The 15,793-nt window shown below is 68.0% G+C and carries 14 protein-coding genes, 1 tRNA gene and 1 pseudogene; 7 read left to right on the plus strand and 9 right to left on the minus strand.

From position 1 onward, the window contains the following. Positions 1–4: 4 nt before the first annotated feature. Together AAHM41_RS02880 and AAHM41_RS02885 are read right to left on the minus strand one after the other, a co-directional pair. Positions 5–1,210, minus strand: coding sequence for a glycosyltransferase family 4 protein (locus AAHM41_RS02880; protein WP_342234998.1), 1,206 nt, complete (start codon positions 1,208–1,210; stop codon positions 5–7). Between the two features lie 74 nt (positions 1,211–1,284). Next, complete coding sequence (locus AAHM41_RS02885; RefSeq protein WP_342234999.1) at positions 1,285–2,067, minus strand: dimethylarginine dimethylaminohydrolase family protein; 783 nt, start codon at positions 2,065–2,067, stop codon at positions 1,285–1,287. 141 nt (positions 2,068–2,208) lie between these two features. On the opposite strand from AAHM41_RS02885, the gene AAHM41_RS02890 reads away from it, so the two are divergent. After that, a tRNA-Ser gene (locus tag AAHM41_RS02890) sits at positions 2,209–2,301 on the plus strand. A gap of 129 nt (positions 2,302–2,430) precedes the next feature. Here the strand turns inward: AAHM41_RS02890 and AAHM41_RS02895 are convergent. The 3 genes and pseudogenes from AAHM41_RS02895 to AAHM41_RS40570 form a co-directional block, all read right to left on the minus strand. Then, positions 2,431–2,619, minus strand: coding sequence for a hypothetical protein (locus AAHM41_RS02895; RefSeq protein ID WP_342235000.1), 189 nt, complete (start codon positions 2,617–2,619; stop codon positions 2,431–2,433). A gap of 80 nt (positions 2,620–2,699) precedes the next feature. Then, the gene (locus tag AAHM41_RS02900) at positions 2,700–3,005 is read right to left on the minus strand and encodes a hypothetical protein (RefSeq protein ID WP_342235001.1); all 306 of its coding nucleotides are present in this window, start codon (positions 3,003–3,005) and stop codon (positions 2,700–2,702) included. A 230-nt stretch (positions 3,006–3,235) separates the two neighbouring features. Continuing rightward, a pseudogene (locus tag AAHM41_RS40570) lies at positions 3,236–3,884 on the minus strand (phage portal protein). Between AAHM41_RS40570 and AAHM41_RS40575 the strand changes: the two are divergent. From AAHM41_RS40575 to AAHM41_RS02920, 3 genes are all read left to right on the plus strand, one after another. Next, a complete protein-coding gene (locus AAHM41_RS40575) occupies positions 3,771–4,013 on the plus strand; it encodes a GIY-YIG nuclease family protein (protein ID WP_446719430.1) in 243 nt (80 codons plus the stop codon). The pseudogene AAHM41_RS40570 and the gene AAHM41_RS40575 overlap by 114 nt on opposite strands. Before the next feature lie 151 nt (positions 4,014–4,164). Next, the gene (locus AAHM41_RS02915; RefSeq protein WP_342235004.1) at positions 4,165–5,238 is read left to right on the plus strand and encodes a type I restriction endonuclease; all 1,074 of its coding nucleotides are present in this window, start codon (positions 4,165–4,167) and stop codon (positions 5,236–5,238) included. Between the two features lie 46 nt (positions 5,239–5,284). Next, complete coding sequence (locus AAHM41_RS02920; protein WP_342235005.1) at positions 5,285–5,755, plus strand: GFA family protein; 471 nt, start codon at positions 5,285–5,287, stop codon at positions 5,753–5,755. Between the two features lie 8 nt (positions 5,756–5,763). Here AAHM41_RS02920 and AAHM41_RS02925 read toward each other — a convergent pair whose 3' ends face one another. Next, positions 5,764–6,096, minus strand: a complete 333-nt coding sequence (locus AAHM41_RS02925) for a hypothetical protein (RefSeq protein WP_342235006.1) — start codon at positions 6,094–6,096, stop codon at positions 5,764–5,766. A gap of 185 nt (positions 6,097–6,281) precedes the next feature. On the opposite strand from AAHM41_RS02925, the gene AAHM41_RS02930 reads away from it, so the two are divergent. From AAHM41_RS02930 to AAHM41_RS02940, 3 genes are all read left to right on the plus strand, one after another. Then, entirely contained in the window at positions 6,282–6,698 is a 417-nt protein-coding gene (locus AAHM41_RS02930) for an SRPBCC family protein (RefSeq protein ID WP_342235007.1), read from the plus strand. Positions 6,699–6,824: 126 nt separating this feature from the next. Continuing rightward, positions 6,825–8,492 carry an MFS transporter gene (locus AAHM41_RS02935; RefSeq protein WP_342235008.1) on the plus strand — a complete coding sequence of 556 codons (1,668 nt, stop codon included), beginning with the start codon at positions 6,825–6,827 and terminating at the stop codon, positions 8,490–8,492. 73 nt (positions 8,493–8,565) lie between these two features. Further along, the gene (locus tag AAHM41_RS02940; protein WP_342235009.1) at positions 8,566–9,222 is read left to right on the plus strand and encodes a response regulator transcription factor; all 657 of its coding nucleotides are present in this window, start codon (positions 8,566–8,568) and stop codon (positions 9,220–9,222) included. 5 nt (positions 9,223–9,227) lie between these two features. On the opposite strand, the gene AAHM41_RS02945 is transcribed toward AAHM41_RS02940, so the two are convergent. From AAHM41_RS02945 to AAHM41_RS02955, 3 genes are all read right to left on the minus strand, one after another. Next, positions 9,228–13,055: a hybrid sensor histidine kinase/response regulator gene (locus tag AAHM41_RS02945; protein ID WP_342235010.1), complete on the minus strand. Its 3,828-nt coding sequence runs from the start codon at positions 13,053–13,055 to the stop codon at positions 9,228–9,230. Between the two features lie 90 nt (positions 13,056–13,145). Then, positions 13,146–14,264 carry an NAD(P)/FAD-dependent oxidoreductase gene (locus AAHM41_RS02950; RefSeq protein ID WP_342235011.1) on the minus strand — a complete coding sequence of 373 codons (1,119 nt, stop codon included), beginning with the start codon at positions 14,262–14,264 and terminating at the stop codon, positions 13,146–13,148. Positions 14,265–14,275: 11 nt separating this feature from the next. Next, positions 14,276–15,793 (minus strand): ABC transporter substrate-binding protein, encoded by a 1,518-nt coding sequence (locus AAHM41_RS02955; protein WP_342235012.1) that lies wholly within the window; start codon positions 15,791–15,793, stop codon positions 14,276–14,278.

Genomic DNA, 15,793 nt, shown 5'->3' on the forward strand with positions numbered 1-15,793 from the left:
TCCCCTACCCCGCCACCGCAAGGTCGCCGAGCAGCTCCCGGTAGACCGCGAGGGTCGAGCCGGTCATCGCCTCCTTGGTGTAGTGCGCCGCGACCGTGGCGATGGCGCGGTCCGCCATCCACCCCCGCTCCTCCGGCGTCAGCGACAGCGCATGGTCGATGACGGCGGCCAGGGCGTCGGGGTCGCCCGGCGGCACCAGCCAGCCGGTCTCGCCCTCGGCCACCACCTCGGGCGGGGCGCCGATATTGGTCGCGATCACCGGCCGGCCCAGCGCCATCGCCTCCACCACCACCCGGCCAAAGCCCTCGGGGTCGGTCGAGGCATGCACCACTACGTCGGACAGCATGTAGGCGGCCGGCATGTCGTCGCAGTGGTCGACCAGTTGCACCACGCCGTTCAGCCCCTTCGCCGCGATCCGGTCGATCAGTTCCTGCCGGTAGCCGCTGCGGCCCTGGTCGCTGCCGACGATCAGGCAGCACAAATCGTGCCGGCCGAGCCGGGCCAGCGCGTCGATCACCACGGTCTGGCCCTTCCACCGGCTCAGGCGCCCCGGCATCAGCACCACCGGCCGGTCGTCCGGCGCTCGCCAGGCGCGGGCCAGCTTGATCATCCGCTCGGCCGAGACCGCCTCGATCGCGAATTGCCGCAGGTCGACGCCGCGCGGGATGGTGCGGATCCGCGCCGGATCGGTGCCGTAGCTGTCGACGATATAGCGGGCGACATAGTCGGAGATGGCGATCACCCGGTCGCCGCGCCCCATGATCGAGTTGTACAGCCGCTTGGCCGCGTTGTGCTGGTTGTAGGGCGCGTGCACGGTGGTGACGAAGGGGATACCCTGGCGCCGGCAGGCGGCATGGGCGCTCCAGGCGGGGGCGCGGCTGCGGGCGTGCACCAGGTCGACGCCGCGATCGCGGATCACCGCCTCGAGCCGGCGGATGTTGCGCCAGATCGTGAGCGGATTCTTGCCGGCGAGCGGCAGGGCGACATGCTCGGCCCCGGTCCGCGCAAGGTCGCGCAGCATGGCGCCGCCGGCCGAGGCGACGAGCGCCTTGCCGCCCGCCGCCTCGATCGCCGCAGCGACGTCGACGCAGCCGCGCTCCGCCCCGCCGGTGCCGAGCGCCGGCAGCACCTGCAGGATGGTGCGTCCGCGCAGGTCGACCGGGGGTGCCGCGTCGGTCGCGTCGTCATGTGGCGGAAGGTGAGCGGTCACGGGATCCGATGGTACCGAGCGAACGGGGCGCGCACCCTACATCAGCGGCCGGGGGCGCGCCATCGCCCGGATCGTCAGGCAGGGCTGCGCCAGCGCAGGGACATGCAGGACAGGCCGGCGTCGAGCTTGCCGGTCTCCGCGACCTGCAGTGGCACCACGCGGTAGCCGAGCCGGTCGAGCGCCTCGGCGGTGCGCGGGAAAGCGGCGCCGACCAGGACGACATCGTTGACCCGGAGCGCGTTGGCGGCCGCGTCCTCCCCCTCCGGCACCCGCACCACGCGCATGCCGGGGAAGAAGCCGGCCAGGGCCTCGGTCGCCAGCACCGTCTCGCCGTCGAGCAGCGAGCAGGCGGTCTTGAAATGCAGCACGCCGGGCGGCGGCGTCACGATCTCCGCCTTGCGGCCGAGCTCGGCCAGCAGCGCCGCCAGAGCCCCGGCGCCGCGGACATCGGTGCGGGCGGACAGGCCGATCATCACGGCGCGCGGCGTCACCAGCACGTCGCCGCCCTCGGCGAAGCCGGCCTCCAGCGCCAGCACCCGCTCGAACCGGACGGCCAGGGCCGGGGCGATCTCCGCCGCCTCGCCCAGCCGCGACGGCGCGCCGGGGCGCAGCAGGATGGCGCCCTCGGGAAAGGTCAGCGCCGGGTCCTCGACGAAGACGGAATCGGGGAAGCCCGCGAGCGGCGGCAGCACCTCGACCGCCACGCCCGCCCGCTCCAGCGCCGCGACATAGGCGGCGTGCTCGGCGCGGAACCGGGCCATGTCGGGCGCGCCCCGGTCGACGGCGCGCAGCCCGTCCACCGCGGAGCCGGCAGGCTGGCGCGCCAGGGCGCGATCGAACCGGAACACCTCGGCCATTGTCATCTCCCGGCTTCCCTGTTTTGCGGCGCCGACTCTATCGCGCGGCCCGGCGGTCGACCATGCCGAAGCGACGTTCACGATCCCCTACAACTCCGCTTGCCGAGCCCGACCCTCATGGCTATTGTCGGCGCCTCCAGCGGAGGGGTGGCCGAGTGGTTGAAGGCGCTCGCCTGGAAAGCGGGTATACGGTGTTGAGCCGTATCGAGGGTTCGAATCCCTTCCCCTCCGCCATTTAGCCTCGATTTTTGGCAGTTTTCCTGGGTTTTTTGGAAACGGCGAAAGTCGCGGCTACAAGTAAGGCTACAAACCTCCCAGTCCGTCCGCTGGCGCTCTTGACCTGTTTACCAGCCGCGAGCCATGTCAGTCCGCCGCCTTCGAGGTCGGCGCAGCGTTCTTGACGTGATAGCTGACCCGCCGGCCCTCGCCCTTGCGCACTTCGCGGCTGTAGCCCCAGCGGTCGCAGTAGCCGGTGCCCTGCCAATTCGAGAACAGCCAGCGCCAGGGCGCGCTCTTCCAACTCGTCAGCTCGTTCAGCTCGGCCGGGGTCACGCCCTGCTTGCGGGCGGCGAGATTGAGGATCTCGGCGACCCTGCCGGTCGGCTTCGCCGGCTTGGCCTTCGGCGCCGCCCTCAGTGACTGAAGGCCAATCCGACAAATATCCCGGCAACAAAGACCATAGCTAATGCAGCAAGGCCGATATAAAAAGCATTCCAGCCCCAGCGTTCTTGAGATTTTCTCAGTTCTTGCTCGCGCAAATCTACTTCTTGCAAGGCAGATGCCACCCACCCATCGCGCTCTTCGCAGCGGACGATGGCATCGGCCATGCCATCAACGTAGACGCGATTGGATTTGGCAAATTCAATCCATTCGCCATCACGATCCATACCAATATCTACTTTCTGAGATCTGAGAAAATCGAGAATTGCGCTTCTCATCCATCCCACTCTGTCATAGTGATTTCTAAATCTTGCCATAATATGAGACCTCGATACGTGCTCGTCGCGCTTGGGCGCCCCAGGGCCGCGCTCAAAAGTACCTCTCTCTTACCATGCTATCCGAAATCTGGGCTGAGTCTGCGTCCCCCTTACGGCTTTGGCAGATCAGCAAGATCGGCAACCCGGATCTCTCGGCTGAGCGCCGCAATCCCAGACCAGTCGAACAAGGGTCAGGCCGCCGCCCGTCCGCGGGGGTTCCAGCCCTCGATCTCCCGGATCTCATCGGGATCGAGGATGCCGGCCTCGACGGCGATCTTGTGGGCGTTCCAGCGCGCCTCGTCATCGCCGCGCATGAACTTCGAGAGATCGAAGCCCAGGGCATAGCCGGGGCCGAGCACCGAGTGCCGGAAGCCCGCCTCCAGCTTCTTGACCCAGGGCAGCAGCGTGAACTGGGCAAACCAGCGGCCGGCAGCCTGGGAGTTCGTGAAGGTGTTGTGGCTGCAGTCCTGGATGATCGGCGGCGGCACGGCGAAGATGCGCGATTTCCTCGGTGCTGAACTTGCGGCTCGCCAGCAGCTCGGCGTCCTCGTTCGTCATGCCCATCTGTGCCCAGTCGATCCCTTCCTCAAGGATCGCGGTCTTCCCGACGTTGCCACCGCCGGCATGGGCCGCCCGCCAGGACGCGGACAGAGCCGTGCCGCCGCCTCGGGCGATAGCCTGCCGGGCGTCATCAGGACGCCGCCGGGCCGGGCAGGAGGGCCGCCGTTGTTTTACGTCTACCTCATCGAAAGCATTTCCACTCAGGGTCAACGCTACGTCGGGGTGACCGCCGACCTCAAGCAGCGTCTTCAAGAACACAATTCGGGAAAGTCGATCCATACTTCAAAATTCAAGCCATGGCGGTTGATGACCTATATCGCGTTTAGCAATCGAGCCAAGGCAGAAGCTTTTGAGCGCTATCTCAAGTCTGGTTCCGGCCGCGCTTTCGCTAACAAGCGCTTGTGGTAATATCCCCTATCGTCGGAACGAAATATGCAAGCTTGAGTGCATATGAACCACCTTGATCGGTTGTTGACGCCGCGCGGTGAGAACCACACGCCAATCACGTGATGGGGGATAGTCTCTATTTTTATAAGTTGATTCTGGCAAGGAGGAAACAATGGACCTTAGTACTCGTCTTGTCGATCTCCAGAAAAAAGTCACCGCACATAGAGAAATTTTACTAACAGAAGAGGCAACGAAGACAGCTCTTGTCATGCCATTTATTCAGGCGTTGGGTTACGACGTATTCAACCCAGGGGAAGTTGTGCCGGAATTCACTGCGGACGTCGGAACAAAAAAGGGTGAGAAGGTTGACTATGCCATCTGCAATGACGGAAAAATTTCCATTCTGATCGAATGCAAGCCTTCCAGCGCAGAGCTAAGCATCAATCACGCTAGCCAGCTCTTCCGATACTTCAGCGTCACAGACGCAAGGCTAGCCGTCCTGACCAATGGCGTCGTGTACCATTTTTACTCCGATATAGATCGCCCTAACAAGATGGACGAAAAACCATTTTATACATTTTCTATAGAAGCTATCAAACCATCGGACGCAAAGATTCTTGAGAAATTTGGAAAATCCTCTTTTGATATTGATCAAATAGTTCAGGAAGCAGTCAACTTAAAAATGCAGTCCCAGATGAGAAAAGAACTTGAAAAGGAGTTCAACGAACCCTCGGAGGATTTCGTCCGCATACTGGCCTCACGCGTTTATGGCGGACGGCTAACACCAGCAATCAAGGAAAGCTTCAGCAAGATACTGCCGGCAGTGATCGCCAGCCTGATCCGCGATCTAGTAAATGAGCGACTTTCTTCTGCCCTCAATGCCGCGGCTCCTGAAATCTCTGACGTTGTTGACAACAACTCGGACGAAGCTGTGATGACAACGCAGGAAGAAATTTCAGGCTTTCATATTATTCAAGCAATCGCCTCGCGACTCACCAACCCAAAGCGCGTTGTGATCAGGGATGCGAAATCCTACTGCGCCGTGTTGCTGGACGACAACAATCGCAAGACCATCGCACGGCTGCACTTTAATGGGGTGACGACCAAGCACCTTGGGCTATTCGACGGCAAGGAAGAGACAAGGCATTCGCTCTCCGATCTGACCGAGATCTACCAGCATATGCGCCAGATCGAGGCGCGAATTCGGGAGTTGGATCCGAGCATTCCAGTGCCATCTCAAGGCTGATAATCTCTTCTGGCAACCCCGTTATCAGTCGACCGGAGCGCCAAGGATGCCCCGCACGCTCGAAGGCCACTGCGCCTGCGGATCCGTTCCCTACCGCCTGCTCTCGCCGCCGATGGTCGTGCATTGCTGCCACTGCCGCGACTGCCAGCGGCAGACGGGCAGCGCCTTCGTGCTCAACGCCCTGATCGAGGCCGACCGGGTCGAGCTGCTGTCGGGCGAGCCGGAGCCCGTCGCCGTGCCGACCGACAGCGGCAAGCCGCATGTCATCCACCGCTGCCCCGCCTGCCGCACGGCGCTGTGGAGCACCTATGGCGGCCGCACCCAGATCCGCTTCGTCCGCGTCGGCACGCTGGACGACCCGGCGGCGCTGCCGCCCGACGTGCACATCTTCACCCGGTCGAAGCTGCCCTGGGTGATCCTGCCGGAGGGTGTCCCCGCCTTCGAGGTCTATTACGACACGCAAGCGCTGTGGCCGAAGGCCAGCCTGGAACGTCGGCGCGCCGCCCTGGGCGGTTGACTGCCGCCTCAGGCGAAAGCCGGCCGGGCGCCCTCGCCCAAGCCGCGCGGCAGCGCCGCCACCGGCAGTTCCTCCGCCGGCGCCGGAGCGAACAGCAGGTCGGGGCGCGCCGCGGACCAGGCCTTGTCCTTGGCCAGCGCCGCCGGGCGGTTGTCGGTGCGGCACAGCATCAGGGCGCCGGAGGGGTGCCGCCAGAGGTCGAAGCCGAGCAGGTCGGGGAATTCGCGCAGCGCCGCCTGCAGCAGCGGCGCCGGGCCCTCCGCCGCCAACAGCCGCCGCGACAGGGTGTTGCGGTAGAGCTTCAGGCCATCCCGTTCCCGCACTTCCCGCGTGACCGCCATTTCCCGGATCTCCTCTGCCCGGGGCCGCCCAGGACCAAGTTGCCTCCGCGGCCCGACGAAGAGAACATAGAGCGAACACGAGCGGGAGTCCAGCAAAAGGAACGTTTCAGGAACTGGCCGTTTCGTTCAAGCCATGCGGCGTGGCCGGGCGCAGACTGCAGGAACATCGACCACGGAGGTCCGCCATGAGCCGAGCCCTTCCCTCCCGCACCCTCAGCGTCTGGATCGACCGCGACCCCGACGTCGTCTACGCCTTCCTGTCGGTCCCCGAGAACTTCATGCAATGGGCCAGCGGTCTCGCCGATTCGCTCAGGCGCGAGGGCGACGGCTGGGTCGCCGACACACCGGAAGGCACGATGCGGGTGCGCTTCACCCCGCCCAACCCGTTCCGCATCGCCGACCACTGGGTCATCCCGCCGAACGGCGCCGAGATCTCCCTGCCGATCCGGGTGCTGGCGAATGGCGGCGGCAGCGAGGTGACGTTCCACCTGTTCCGCCTGCCGGAGATGGACGACGCCCGCTTCGCCCGCGACGCCGAATGGGTCGAACGCGACCTGGCGACATTGAAACGGGTGCTGGAAACCAGCCAGCCCGGCGCATAGACGAACGTCGAATACGTCCCGAGACGGCGCGGCTGTTAGAGTTGCACGATAGCGCGTCGTACTATAGGGACGTCCGTCCTCACAAAAATCGGCGCGCCGACCACAATGATCAGGGAGGATGCGCCGATGACCGCTGCGTCAGATGTCGAACTGCAAACACCGATCCGAACGCTCAACAAAGCCGAAGAGCGCAAGGTCATATTCGCATCGTCGCTGGGGACGGTGTTCGAGTGGTATGACTTCTACCTGTACGGCTCGCTGGCGGCATCGATCGGCACGCATTTCTTCTCCGCCGTCAACCCGACCGCGGCCTTCATCTTCACGCTGCTGGCCTTCGCCGCCGGCTTCTTCGTCCGGCCCTTCGGCGCGCTGGTGTTCGGCCGGCTCGGCGACCTGGTCGGGCGCAAATACACCTTCCTGATCACCATCGTGATCATGGGCCTGTCGACCTCGATCGTCGGCATCCTGCCGGGCTACGCCCAGATCGGCATTGCCGCACCGGTGATCCTGATCCTGCTGCGGCTGCTGCAGGGCCTGGCGCTGGGCGGCGAATACGGCGGCGCCGCGACCTACGTCGCCGAGCACGCCCCGGACGGCAAGCGCGGCGCCTACACCTCCTGGATCCAGACCACGGCGACGCTGGGCCTGTTCCTGTCGCTGCTGGTGATCCTGGCCTGCCGCCTGTCGATGGACCCGGCCTCCTTCGAGGCCTGGGGCTGGCGCATCCCGTTCCTGCTGTCGGTGATCCTGCTCGGCATCTCAGTCTGGATCCGGCTGCAGCTCAACGAATCGCCGATGTTCCAGCAGATGAAGGCCGAGGGCAAAGGCTCCAAGGCGCCGCTGACCGAATCCTTCGCCCGCTGGCCGAACCTGAAGATCGTGCTCCTGGCCCTGTTCGGCCTGACCGCCGGCCAGGCCGTGGTCTGGTACACGGGGCAGTTCTACGCCCTGTTCTTCCTGACCCAGACGCTGAAGGTCGACGGCCAGACCGCGAACATCCTGGTGGCGCTGTCGCTTCTGATCGGCACGCCCTTCTTCCTGGTGTTCGGCGCCCTGTCCGACAAGATCGGGCGGAAGCCGATCATCATGGCAGGCTGCCTGCTGGCGGTGCTGACCTACTTCCCGCTGTTCCAGGCGCTGACCCACTACGCCAACCCGGCGCTGGAGGCGGCGCAGGCCTCGTCCCCAGTGAAGGTCATCGCCGACCCGGCGGATTGCAGCGTGCAGTTCAATCCGGTGAAGCCTCCCACCGCGACCACCTCCTGCGACGTCGCCAAGGCGGCGCTGGTCAAGGCCGGCGTCCCGTACAGCAACGAGGCGGCGCCGGCGGGGGCCGTGGCGGAGATCGACGTCGGCAGCACCCGGATCGCGGCCTACAACCCGGCCAGTGCGGACGTCAAGGCCGTGGGCCCGGTCTTCGCCAAGAGCCTCGGCGATACGCTGAAGACCGCCGGCTATCCCGCCACAGCCGACAAGGGCCAGATCGACTACGTCATGGTGACGCTGATCCTCACCGTGCTGGTGATCTTCGTGACCATGGTCTACGGCCCGATCGCGGCGATGCTGGTGGAGATGTTCCCGACCCGGATCCGCTACACCTCGATGTCGCTGCCCTACCACATCGGCAACGGCTGGTTCGGCGGCTTCCTGCCGGCGACCTCCTTCGCCATCGTCGCCGCCACCGGCAACATCTACAGCGGCCTGTGGTACCCGATCATCGTCGCCGGCATCACCCTCGTGGTCGGCACGCTGTTCATCCGCGAGACCAAGTCGGTCGATATCCGGGCGAACTGATCCGGAAAACCTCGGCTTGTATCGGCCTGGAGGCCGCGCCCAGAATGGCGCGGCCTTCTTTCTTTGGTCCGATATGACTGATGCGACCGTCGTTCTGATCGCCGACGACCACCCGCTGGTGCGGCGCGCTTTGGCCGAGACCCTGGCCGAGGTGATGTCGGCTGCCCCCGAGGTCCTCCAGGCCGGCAGCTTCCCCGAGGTGCTCGTCGTCCTCGGCGACCGCATCGTCGACCTGCTGCTGCTCGACCTGTCGATGCCGGGCATGAACGGCTTCACCGGCCTGGCCTCGCTGCGCGCCGCCTTCCCCGCCGTGCCGGTGGTCATGGTCTCGGCCAATGAGGAGCCCGCCGTGATGCGCCAGGCGATGGAGTTCGGCGCCTCCGGCTACCTGCCGAAATCGACGCCGCTGGCGGAGATCGGCGACGCCATCGAGAGCGTGCTGGGCGGCGGCGTCTGGTTCCCCGAGGCGGCGACGGGCCCGTCCGGCGGCGCCCCGGAACGCAGCGAGCTGAGCCGCCGCGTGGCCGAGCTGACGCCGCAGCAGCTGCGCGTCCTCGCCTTGCTCACCGAGGGCAAGCTGAGCAAGCAGATCGCCTTCGAGATGTCGATCACCGAGGCCACGGTGAAGGCGCATCTGTCGCAGATCTTCCGCAAGCTCGGAGTCCAGAACCGGACCCAGGCGGTGATCGCGGTGCGCCAGCTCGGCATCATCGAGCCGACCGGCCACTGATCCCCTCAGACGGCGGGCATCTGCCGGGTCGCCAGGCGCTGCACCAGCAGCGCCCGCAGCGCCGCCGGCTTCAGCGGCTTGTGCAGCAGCGGCAGGCCGCGGGATCGGGCGGCAGCCTTCAACGCCTCGGTGCGGTCCGCCGTCACCAGCGCCGCGGCCAGCGGACGGCCGACCGCCGCCTCCAGCACGGCGAGCACGTCGAGCCCGGTCTCCGCTCCGGCGAGGTGATAATCCAGCAGCACCATGTCCGGCGCGCGCCCGAGCGGCTGCAGCGCCTCCTTCGCCCCGGCCGCGTCGGTCGCGGCCAGCACGGTGCAGCCCCAGCCCTCGAGCAGCAGCCGGGTCGCGGTCAGGATGGCGTGGTCGTTGTCGACGCAAAGGACCAGCCGGCCCGCCAGGTCGGTGGCCGGCGACCGCGGCTGGGGCGTCTCGGCCGGCCGCGCCGCAACCTGCGTCTCCGCCAGGGGCAGCACGACCTCGAACACGCTGCCGCGGCCGGGCCAGGAGCGGACCGCCACCTTGTGGCCGAGCCGCGCCGCGATGCGCTCGACGATGGCGAGGCCGAGCCCCAGCCCCGCCGGCTCGTCCTCGCCGCCGGAGCCGAGGCGGCGGAACTCCTCGAAGATGGCGGAGAGCTGCTCCGGCGGGATGCCCGGCCCGGTGTCCCAAACCTGGATCGCCAGGGCGCTTGGCCGCCGCCGGCAGCCGACCAGCACCGTGCCCTGACGGGTGTAGCGCACGGCGTTGGCGACGAAGTTCTGCACGATGCGGCGGACCAGCGCCGGATCGGTCAGCACGGCTGCGGTCGAGCGGGCGACCTTGAGATGCAGCCCGCGGCGGCGCGCGATCGGCTCGAAGGCCAGCACGGCCGGGCGCAGGATCTCGTCCACCGCCACGGGCCGCGGCTGCGGCTCGAAGGCGCCGGCGTCGAGCTTCGAGATCTCCAGCAGCGCCTGCAGCAGTTCCTCCACCGTGCCGAGCGAGCTGTCGATATGCCCGACCAGCGCCGCCTCCCGCCGCCGCCCCAGCCGCTCCGCCAGGGTGGCGGTCAGCAGGCGGGCGGCGTGGAAGGGCTGCAGCAGGTCGTGGCTCGCCGCCGCCAGGAAGCGGGTCTTGCCGAGATTGGCCGCCTCGGCGGCCGCCTTCGCCGCCGCCAGCGCCTCGTTCAGCTCGGTCAGCTCGCGGGTGCGCTCGGCGACGCGGCGCTCCAGCGTCTCCGCGGTCTCGCGCAGCACGGCCTCGGCCCGGCGCTGCTCGGTGATGTCCTGGTACAGGGTGAAGAAGCCGATGACGCCACCCTGCTCGTCCCGGTGCGGGATGTAGGTGCCGCGCGCCAGCTCGGCCCCGGCGGCGGCGAAGCCGATCTCGAACACCTGGCGCCGGCCCGCCAGGGCCGCGTCGATATAGGGTTTTAGCCGGGCATAGCGGTCCTCGCCCAAAGCGGTGCGGATCGACAGGCCGTTGCTCTGCCCCCGCTCCAGCCCCAGCGCCTGCTCATAGGGCCGGTTGGTGAAGCGGTAGCGCTCCTCGCGGTCGACATAGGCGATCAGGACCGGGACGTTGTCGGTGTAGATGCGGATGCGCCGCTCGCTGTCGCGCAGCGCGTCCAGCGTCTTCACCCGCTCGGTGACGTCGGTGCAGACCAGGACGAAGCCGCCGTCCGGCATCGGGTTGGTCTGCAGCTCCAGCACCCTCCCGTCGGCGCCGCGCCGCTCATGGCTGTGGGCGCGCCGTCGCCGCTCGGGGTCACGCTGCTCCTCCAGCAGCAGCGAGAGGTCGAGGCCCGGGGCGCCGCCCGGCGCCGCAAGCGCCGCCAGCTTCATGCCGATCGCGACCTGCGGCTCGGCCAGGCCAAGGATCTCGACGAAGCGGCGGTTCCAGGCGGCCAGACGCAGCTCGCGGTCGAACACGCCGATGCCCTGGCCGATGTTGTCGAGCGTGGCGCTCAGGAGGTCGCGGTTGAAGAGGATGGCCTCCGACGCCTCGCGCAGCAGGGTCTGCGACCGGCCGATGGTGGAGCGGTGCCGGCGCATCGTCGCGGCGACCATGATGCGGGCCGAGGCGGCGCCGATCGCCCCGCTCAGCAGCCGTTCGGTGTGGTCGGCGAGATCGCGGTCGCGCAAGGCCGCCACCGGCCCGCCGAAGGCGAGCTCCGCCCGGTCCGGCCCGATGAAGCGGGCGACCAGGGTCTTGAGGTCGTCGAAGGCGGCGGCGCGATGCGTGGCCTGCGGCCGCTGCCCGGCCTCGACCATGGGGCCGACGAAGGCCTCGGCCTGCTCGCGGTCGCGCTCGCCGGCCTGCGCCAGCCGCGACACGCCGACCAGCAGCGCGGTGTTGAGCGCCAGGCTCCAGAAGGCGCCGCGGGTCAGGGCGTCGACGTCGTCGCCGATGCCCCACAGCGCACCCTCGATCCCGAGAAGGGGCACCGCGGAGACCCAGTCGACCCCGGTCAGGGTCGGCGCCAGGAAGACCACGACCCAGACCAGGAAGCCGCCGGCCATGCCGGCGAAGGCGCCGTGGCGGTGCGCCCCGCGCCAGTAGAGCCCGGCGATCAGCGCCGGCCCCAGCTGGGCCACGGCGCAGAAGGCGATCAGCCCGATCGACGCCAGCGGCATGCTGCCGCCGATCACGGCGAAATAGGCATAGGCCAGCAGCAGGATGGCGAAGATGGCGATCCGGCGGATGCGCAGCACGGTGGGGCCGAGGGCGCCGTCGCCGCGCGCCGCCATGCCGCCGCGCAGCAAGAGCGGCAGCACCAGCTCGTTGCTGATCATGGTGCTGAGCGCCACGGTCTCGACGATCACCATGCCGGTGGCGGCCGACAGCCCGCCCAGGAACACGGCCAGCGACAGCAGCGGGTCGCCCGCCGCCATCGGCAGCGCCAGCACGAACAGGTCGGGGTTCGCGGCAGCGCCGAACAGCAGCAGCCCGGCCACGGCAAAGGCCGGGACGAAGATGTTGATGGCCACGAGATAGGCCGGGAACAGCCAGCGCGCGGTGCGCAGATCGGCCGGTCGGCCGCTTTCCACCACCCCGACATGGAACTGGCGCGGCAGGCACAGGAAGGCCAGGGCCGACATGACGGTGATCGACACCCATTCCGGCCCGACGGCGAAGCCCTCCAGCCGCGCCTGCAGCGCCGGCACCGACAGCAGCCGCGCCGCCAGGTCGCCCGGCCCGTCGAACATGACGAAGGTCACGAAGGCCCCGGCGGCGAGGATCGCCCCCAGCTTGACCAGGGATTCGAAGGCGATCGCCAGGATCATGCCCTGGTGCCGCTCATTCGCCTGGACGTGCCGGACGCCGAACAGGATGGCGAAGACCGCCATGGTCAGGGCGACATGCAGGGCGGTGTCGGCCCACAGCGGCGTCGCCACCGTCCGCCCCGGCCCGGTGGCGAGCGCGCCGAAGCTGAGCGAGACGGCCTGCAGCTGCAGCGCGATGTAAGGCAGCACGCCGACCAGCGCGATCACGGTCGCCACCGCGGCGATCACGCGGCTCTTGCCGTAGCGGGCGGCGACGAAGTCGGCCACCGAGGTGATGTTCTGCTCGCGCGCCACCCGGGTGATCTTCCGCATCATCGGGAAGCCGAGGGTGATCACCAGGATCGGCCCGACATAGATCAGGGTGAAGTCGAGCCCGTGCGACGCGGCCCGGCCGACGCCGCCATAGAAGGTCCAGGAGGTGCAGTAGACGGCGAGCGAGAGGGCATAGACGGCGGGCTCGCGCAGGCCGGAGCGCCAATAGGCCGGGCTGCGGTCGCCGATGAAGGCGACGGCGAAGAGCAGGCCGAGATAGCCGAGCGCGATGATCCACAGCAGCCAGTCAGCCACCGTACGCTCCCCGATCCCTGCGCCCGTTCCTCCCGGTCATGCCGCCAGCATAAGCCCGCGGCGGCCGTGCGCCGAGCGTTTCGGCGGGCCTCAGCCGAAGAAGCGGGCCGGGCGGAAGGTGGCCAGCTCGGGTCGGACGGCACCGTGCAGCAGCTCGTCGGCCACCGCGACGCCGAGGAAGGCGGCCAGGGTGACGCCGCTGTGGGTCACGGCGGCGTAGTAGCCCTCGACCTGCGGCAGCGAGCCGACGGCGGAGTAGCTGTCCTTCGGCAGGGCGCGGATGCCCAGGCGCACCGCCTCCGGCTCCACCGGCCCGATCGCCGGCAGGATCGCGCGGGCGCGCCGGAGCAGCTCGCGCATCTCCGGCAGGTCGGTGCTGGGGCGCGGCGCCGTGGCCGGGTCGAATTCGTCGTCGTTGCGGCAGACCAGCAGGCGGCCGGCGCCGTCCGGCCGGATGTCGCAGCCCGGCGCCTTCAGCAGGCGCTCGAGCCCGACCGCGACCGGCGGGGTGAAGGCCAGCAGCCCCGCGGTCGGCGCCAGCGGGATGCGCAACGCCGGGTCGAAGCCGGCATCGTCGGCCCAGCGGCCGGTGCAGTTGACCACCAGGTCGGCGCCCAGCGTCCGGCCGTCCGCCGTGGTCGCGCCGGTGACCCGGCCGGACCGCAGCTCCACCCGCGCCACCCGCGCCCCGATCTCCACTTGCGCGCCGAGGCGCCGGGCGGCGGCGAGCATGGAATGGGCGTAGACCACCGGGTCGACCCAGCCCTCCTCCGGGAACCAGGCGACCGGCGCCTCGCCCACCGCCGCCGGATCGATGTCGGGCGCCAGTTCGCGCAGCTGTGCGGCCGAGATCCATTCGGCGGCATAGCCCCAGTCGCGCAGCCGGTCGAAGCGCCGGCGCTGCTCCTCCCGCCCGGCCTCGTCGGCCCATTCCAGGCTGCCGTTCAGGTGCAGCCAGGGCGTGGCCGGGAACTCGTCGCGCAGCGCCGCATGCGCCTTCATCCCGGCGACGTTGAGGTCGTGATAGGCCCGCGGCGTCTTGCCGTGCGAATTGACCCAGGCGAAGCTGGTGCCGGAGGTGCCGGCGCCGATCCGCGTCGCCTCCAGCACCGTGACCGACGCGCCGCCCTGTGCCAGGCCAGCCTGCGCCAGGCGGTACGCCACCGAGGCGCCGATGACGCCCGCGCCGATCACGATGATGGAAGCCATGCCGATCGCCCTCAGTTCTTCTTCGTCTCTTCCAGATAGAACCGGCCGAGTGGGTTCTGCCCGAAATTCTCGATGTTCTTGCGCGACACGCTCAGATACGGGCTGTAGTAGAGGTCGATCCAGTGGGCGTCCGCCTTGGCCGTCTTCTGCAGCTCGACATACATCGCCTCGCGCTTCTTCGGGTCGGCCTCGACCCGGGCCTCCGCCACCAGCGCCTTCACCCGGTCGTTCTGGTACCGGGTCATGTAGTTCATGTTGGTGTCGTGGCCCAGCACGAAGGTCGTCTTCTGGTCCGGGTCGATGATGTCGTTGGTCCAGTAGTTCATCGCCATGTCGTAGTCGCCCGCCACCTCCATGTCCCAGGTCTGGCTGGGGTCGACCTTCTGCAGATTGGCGGTGATGCCGACCTTGGCCAGCTGCTGCTGCACCAGCACCGACACCTGCTCGTCCACTGTGTCGCCGGTCTGCACCAGATAGGTCAGGGTGACGTTGCTGACGCCCGCCTGCTTCAGCAGCTCCTTCGCCTTCTCCGGGTCATAGGGCCGGGCACCGTTGTCCGCCGTGTGGTAGAGCGCGCCCTTCGGGATGTAGGAGTTGGCGACGGTGCCGACGCCGAAGGTCACGGTATCGACGATCGACGTCTTGTCGATCGCGAAGTCGATCGCCTGCCGCACCTCCAGCTTGTCGAGCGGCGGGTGCGAATGGTTCAGCAGCAGATGGTCCTCGCGGGTCGAGGGGTCCTTGTGGACCACCAGGTTCGGGTCCTTCTCCAGCTCGGCCACCTTGGCGAAGGGCACGAAGATCGCGGCGTCCAGCTCGCCCGCCTGCACCTTCAGCATGCGGGTGTTGTCGTCGGGCACCGAGATCCACTCGACACCGTCGAGGCTGACCTGGTCGGCCTGCCAGAAATTCGGGTTCTTCTTCAGCACCACCTTCTCGCCGCGGCGCCACTCCTCGACCTGGAAGGCGCCGGAGCCGACCGGCTTCTCGGCGAAAGCGTCCTCGCCTGCCTTCATCGCCTTCTCGGAGACGATCGAGGCGCCGGGCATCGCCAGCGTCGCCAGGAACGGCACCATCGGCTGGTTCAGGGTGATCACCAGCGTGCGGTCGTCCTTGGCCTCGGCGGTCTTGATCACCTTGTACGTGTCGCTCCACAGCGACCCCTGGTCGTCGCGGATGCGGGTCAGCGAGAAGGCGGCGTCCGAGGCCGTCACCGGGCTGCCGTCGGAGAATTTGGCGTCGCGGATCTTGAAGGTATAGACCGTGCCGTCGTCGGAGACGGTCCAGCTTTCGGCCAAGCCGGGCACCAGCGTCTGCCCGGATTTGTCGACCCGGACCAGCACGTCGAAGACGTTCGAGAATACCCAGAAATCGACGTTTTGCGAGGTCTTGATCGGGTCGAAGGTGGTGCCGTCCTCGCGCCGGCCAATGGTCAGCACGCCCGCCGCCTCGGCCGCCGCCCCGCCGGCGACCAGCGCCGCCAGGAACGCGGCCGACGCGATCCCGAGATGTTTCCTGGTCCTTGTCAT

It is taken from the genome of Inquilinus sp. OTU3971 (assembly GCF_038440215.1).

Bases quoted from the DNA above. Each gene is read 5' to 3' on its own strand.
- AAHM41_RS02885 (WP_342234999.1), bottom strand. From the start codon at position 2,067: ATGGCCGAGGTGTTCCGGTTCGATCGCGCCCTGGCGCGCCAGCCTGCC.
- AAHM41_RS02900 (WP_342235001.1), bottom strand. From the start codon at position 3,005: ATGAGAAGCGCAATTCTCGATTTTCTCAGATCTCAGAAAGTAGATATT.
- AAHM41_RS02915 (WP_342235004.1), top strand. From the start codon at position 4,165: ATGGACCTTAGTACTCGTCTTGTCGATCTCCAGAAAAAAGTCACCGCA.
- AAHM41_RS02920 (WP_342235005.1), top strand. From the start codon at position 5,285: ATGCCCCGCACGCTCGAAGGCCACTGCGCCTGCGGATCCGTTCCCTAC.
- AAHM41_RS02925 (WP_342235006.1), bottom strand. From the start codon at position 6,096: ATGGCGGTCACGCGGGAAGTGCGGGAACGGGATGGCCTGAAGCTCTAC.
- AAHM41_RS02930 (WP_342235007.1), top strand. From the start codon at position 6,282: ATGAGCCGAGCCCTTCCCTCCCGCACCCTCAGCGTCTGGATCGACCGC.
- AAHM41_RS02935 (WP_342235008.1), top strand. From the start codon at position 6,825: ATGACCGCTGCGTCAGATGTCGAACTGCAAACACCGATCCGAACGCTC.
- AAHM41_RS02940 (WP_342235009.1), top strand. From the start codon at position 8,566: ATGACTGATGCGACCGTCGTTCTGATCGCCGACGACCACCCGCTGGTG.
- AAHM41_RS02950 (WP_342235011.1), bottom strand. From the start codon at position 14,264: ATGGCTTCCATCATCGTGATCGGCGCGGGCGTCATCGGCGCCTCGGTG.
- AAHM41_RS02955 (WP_342235012.1), bottom strand. From the start codon at position 15,793: ATGACAAGGACCAGGAAACATCTCGGGATCGCGTCGGCCGCGTTCCTG.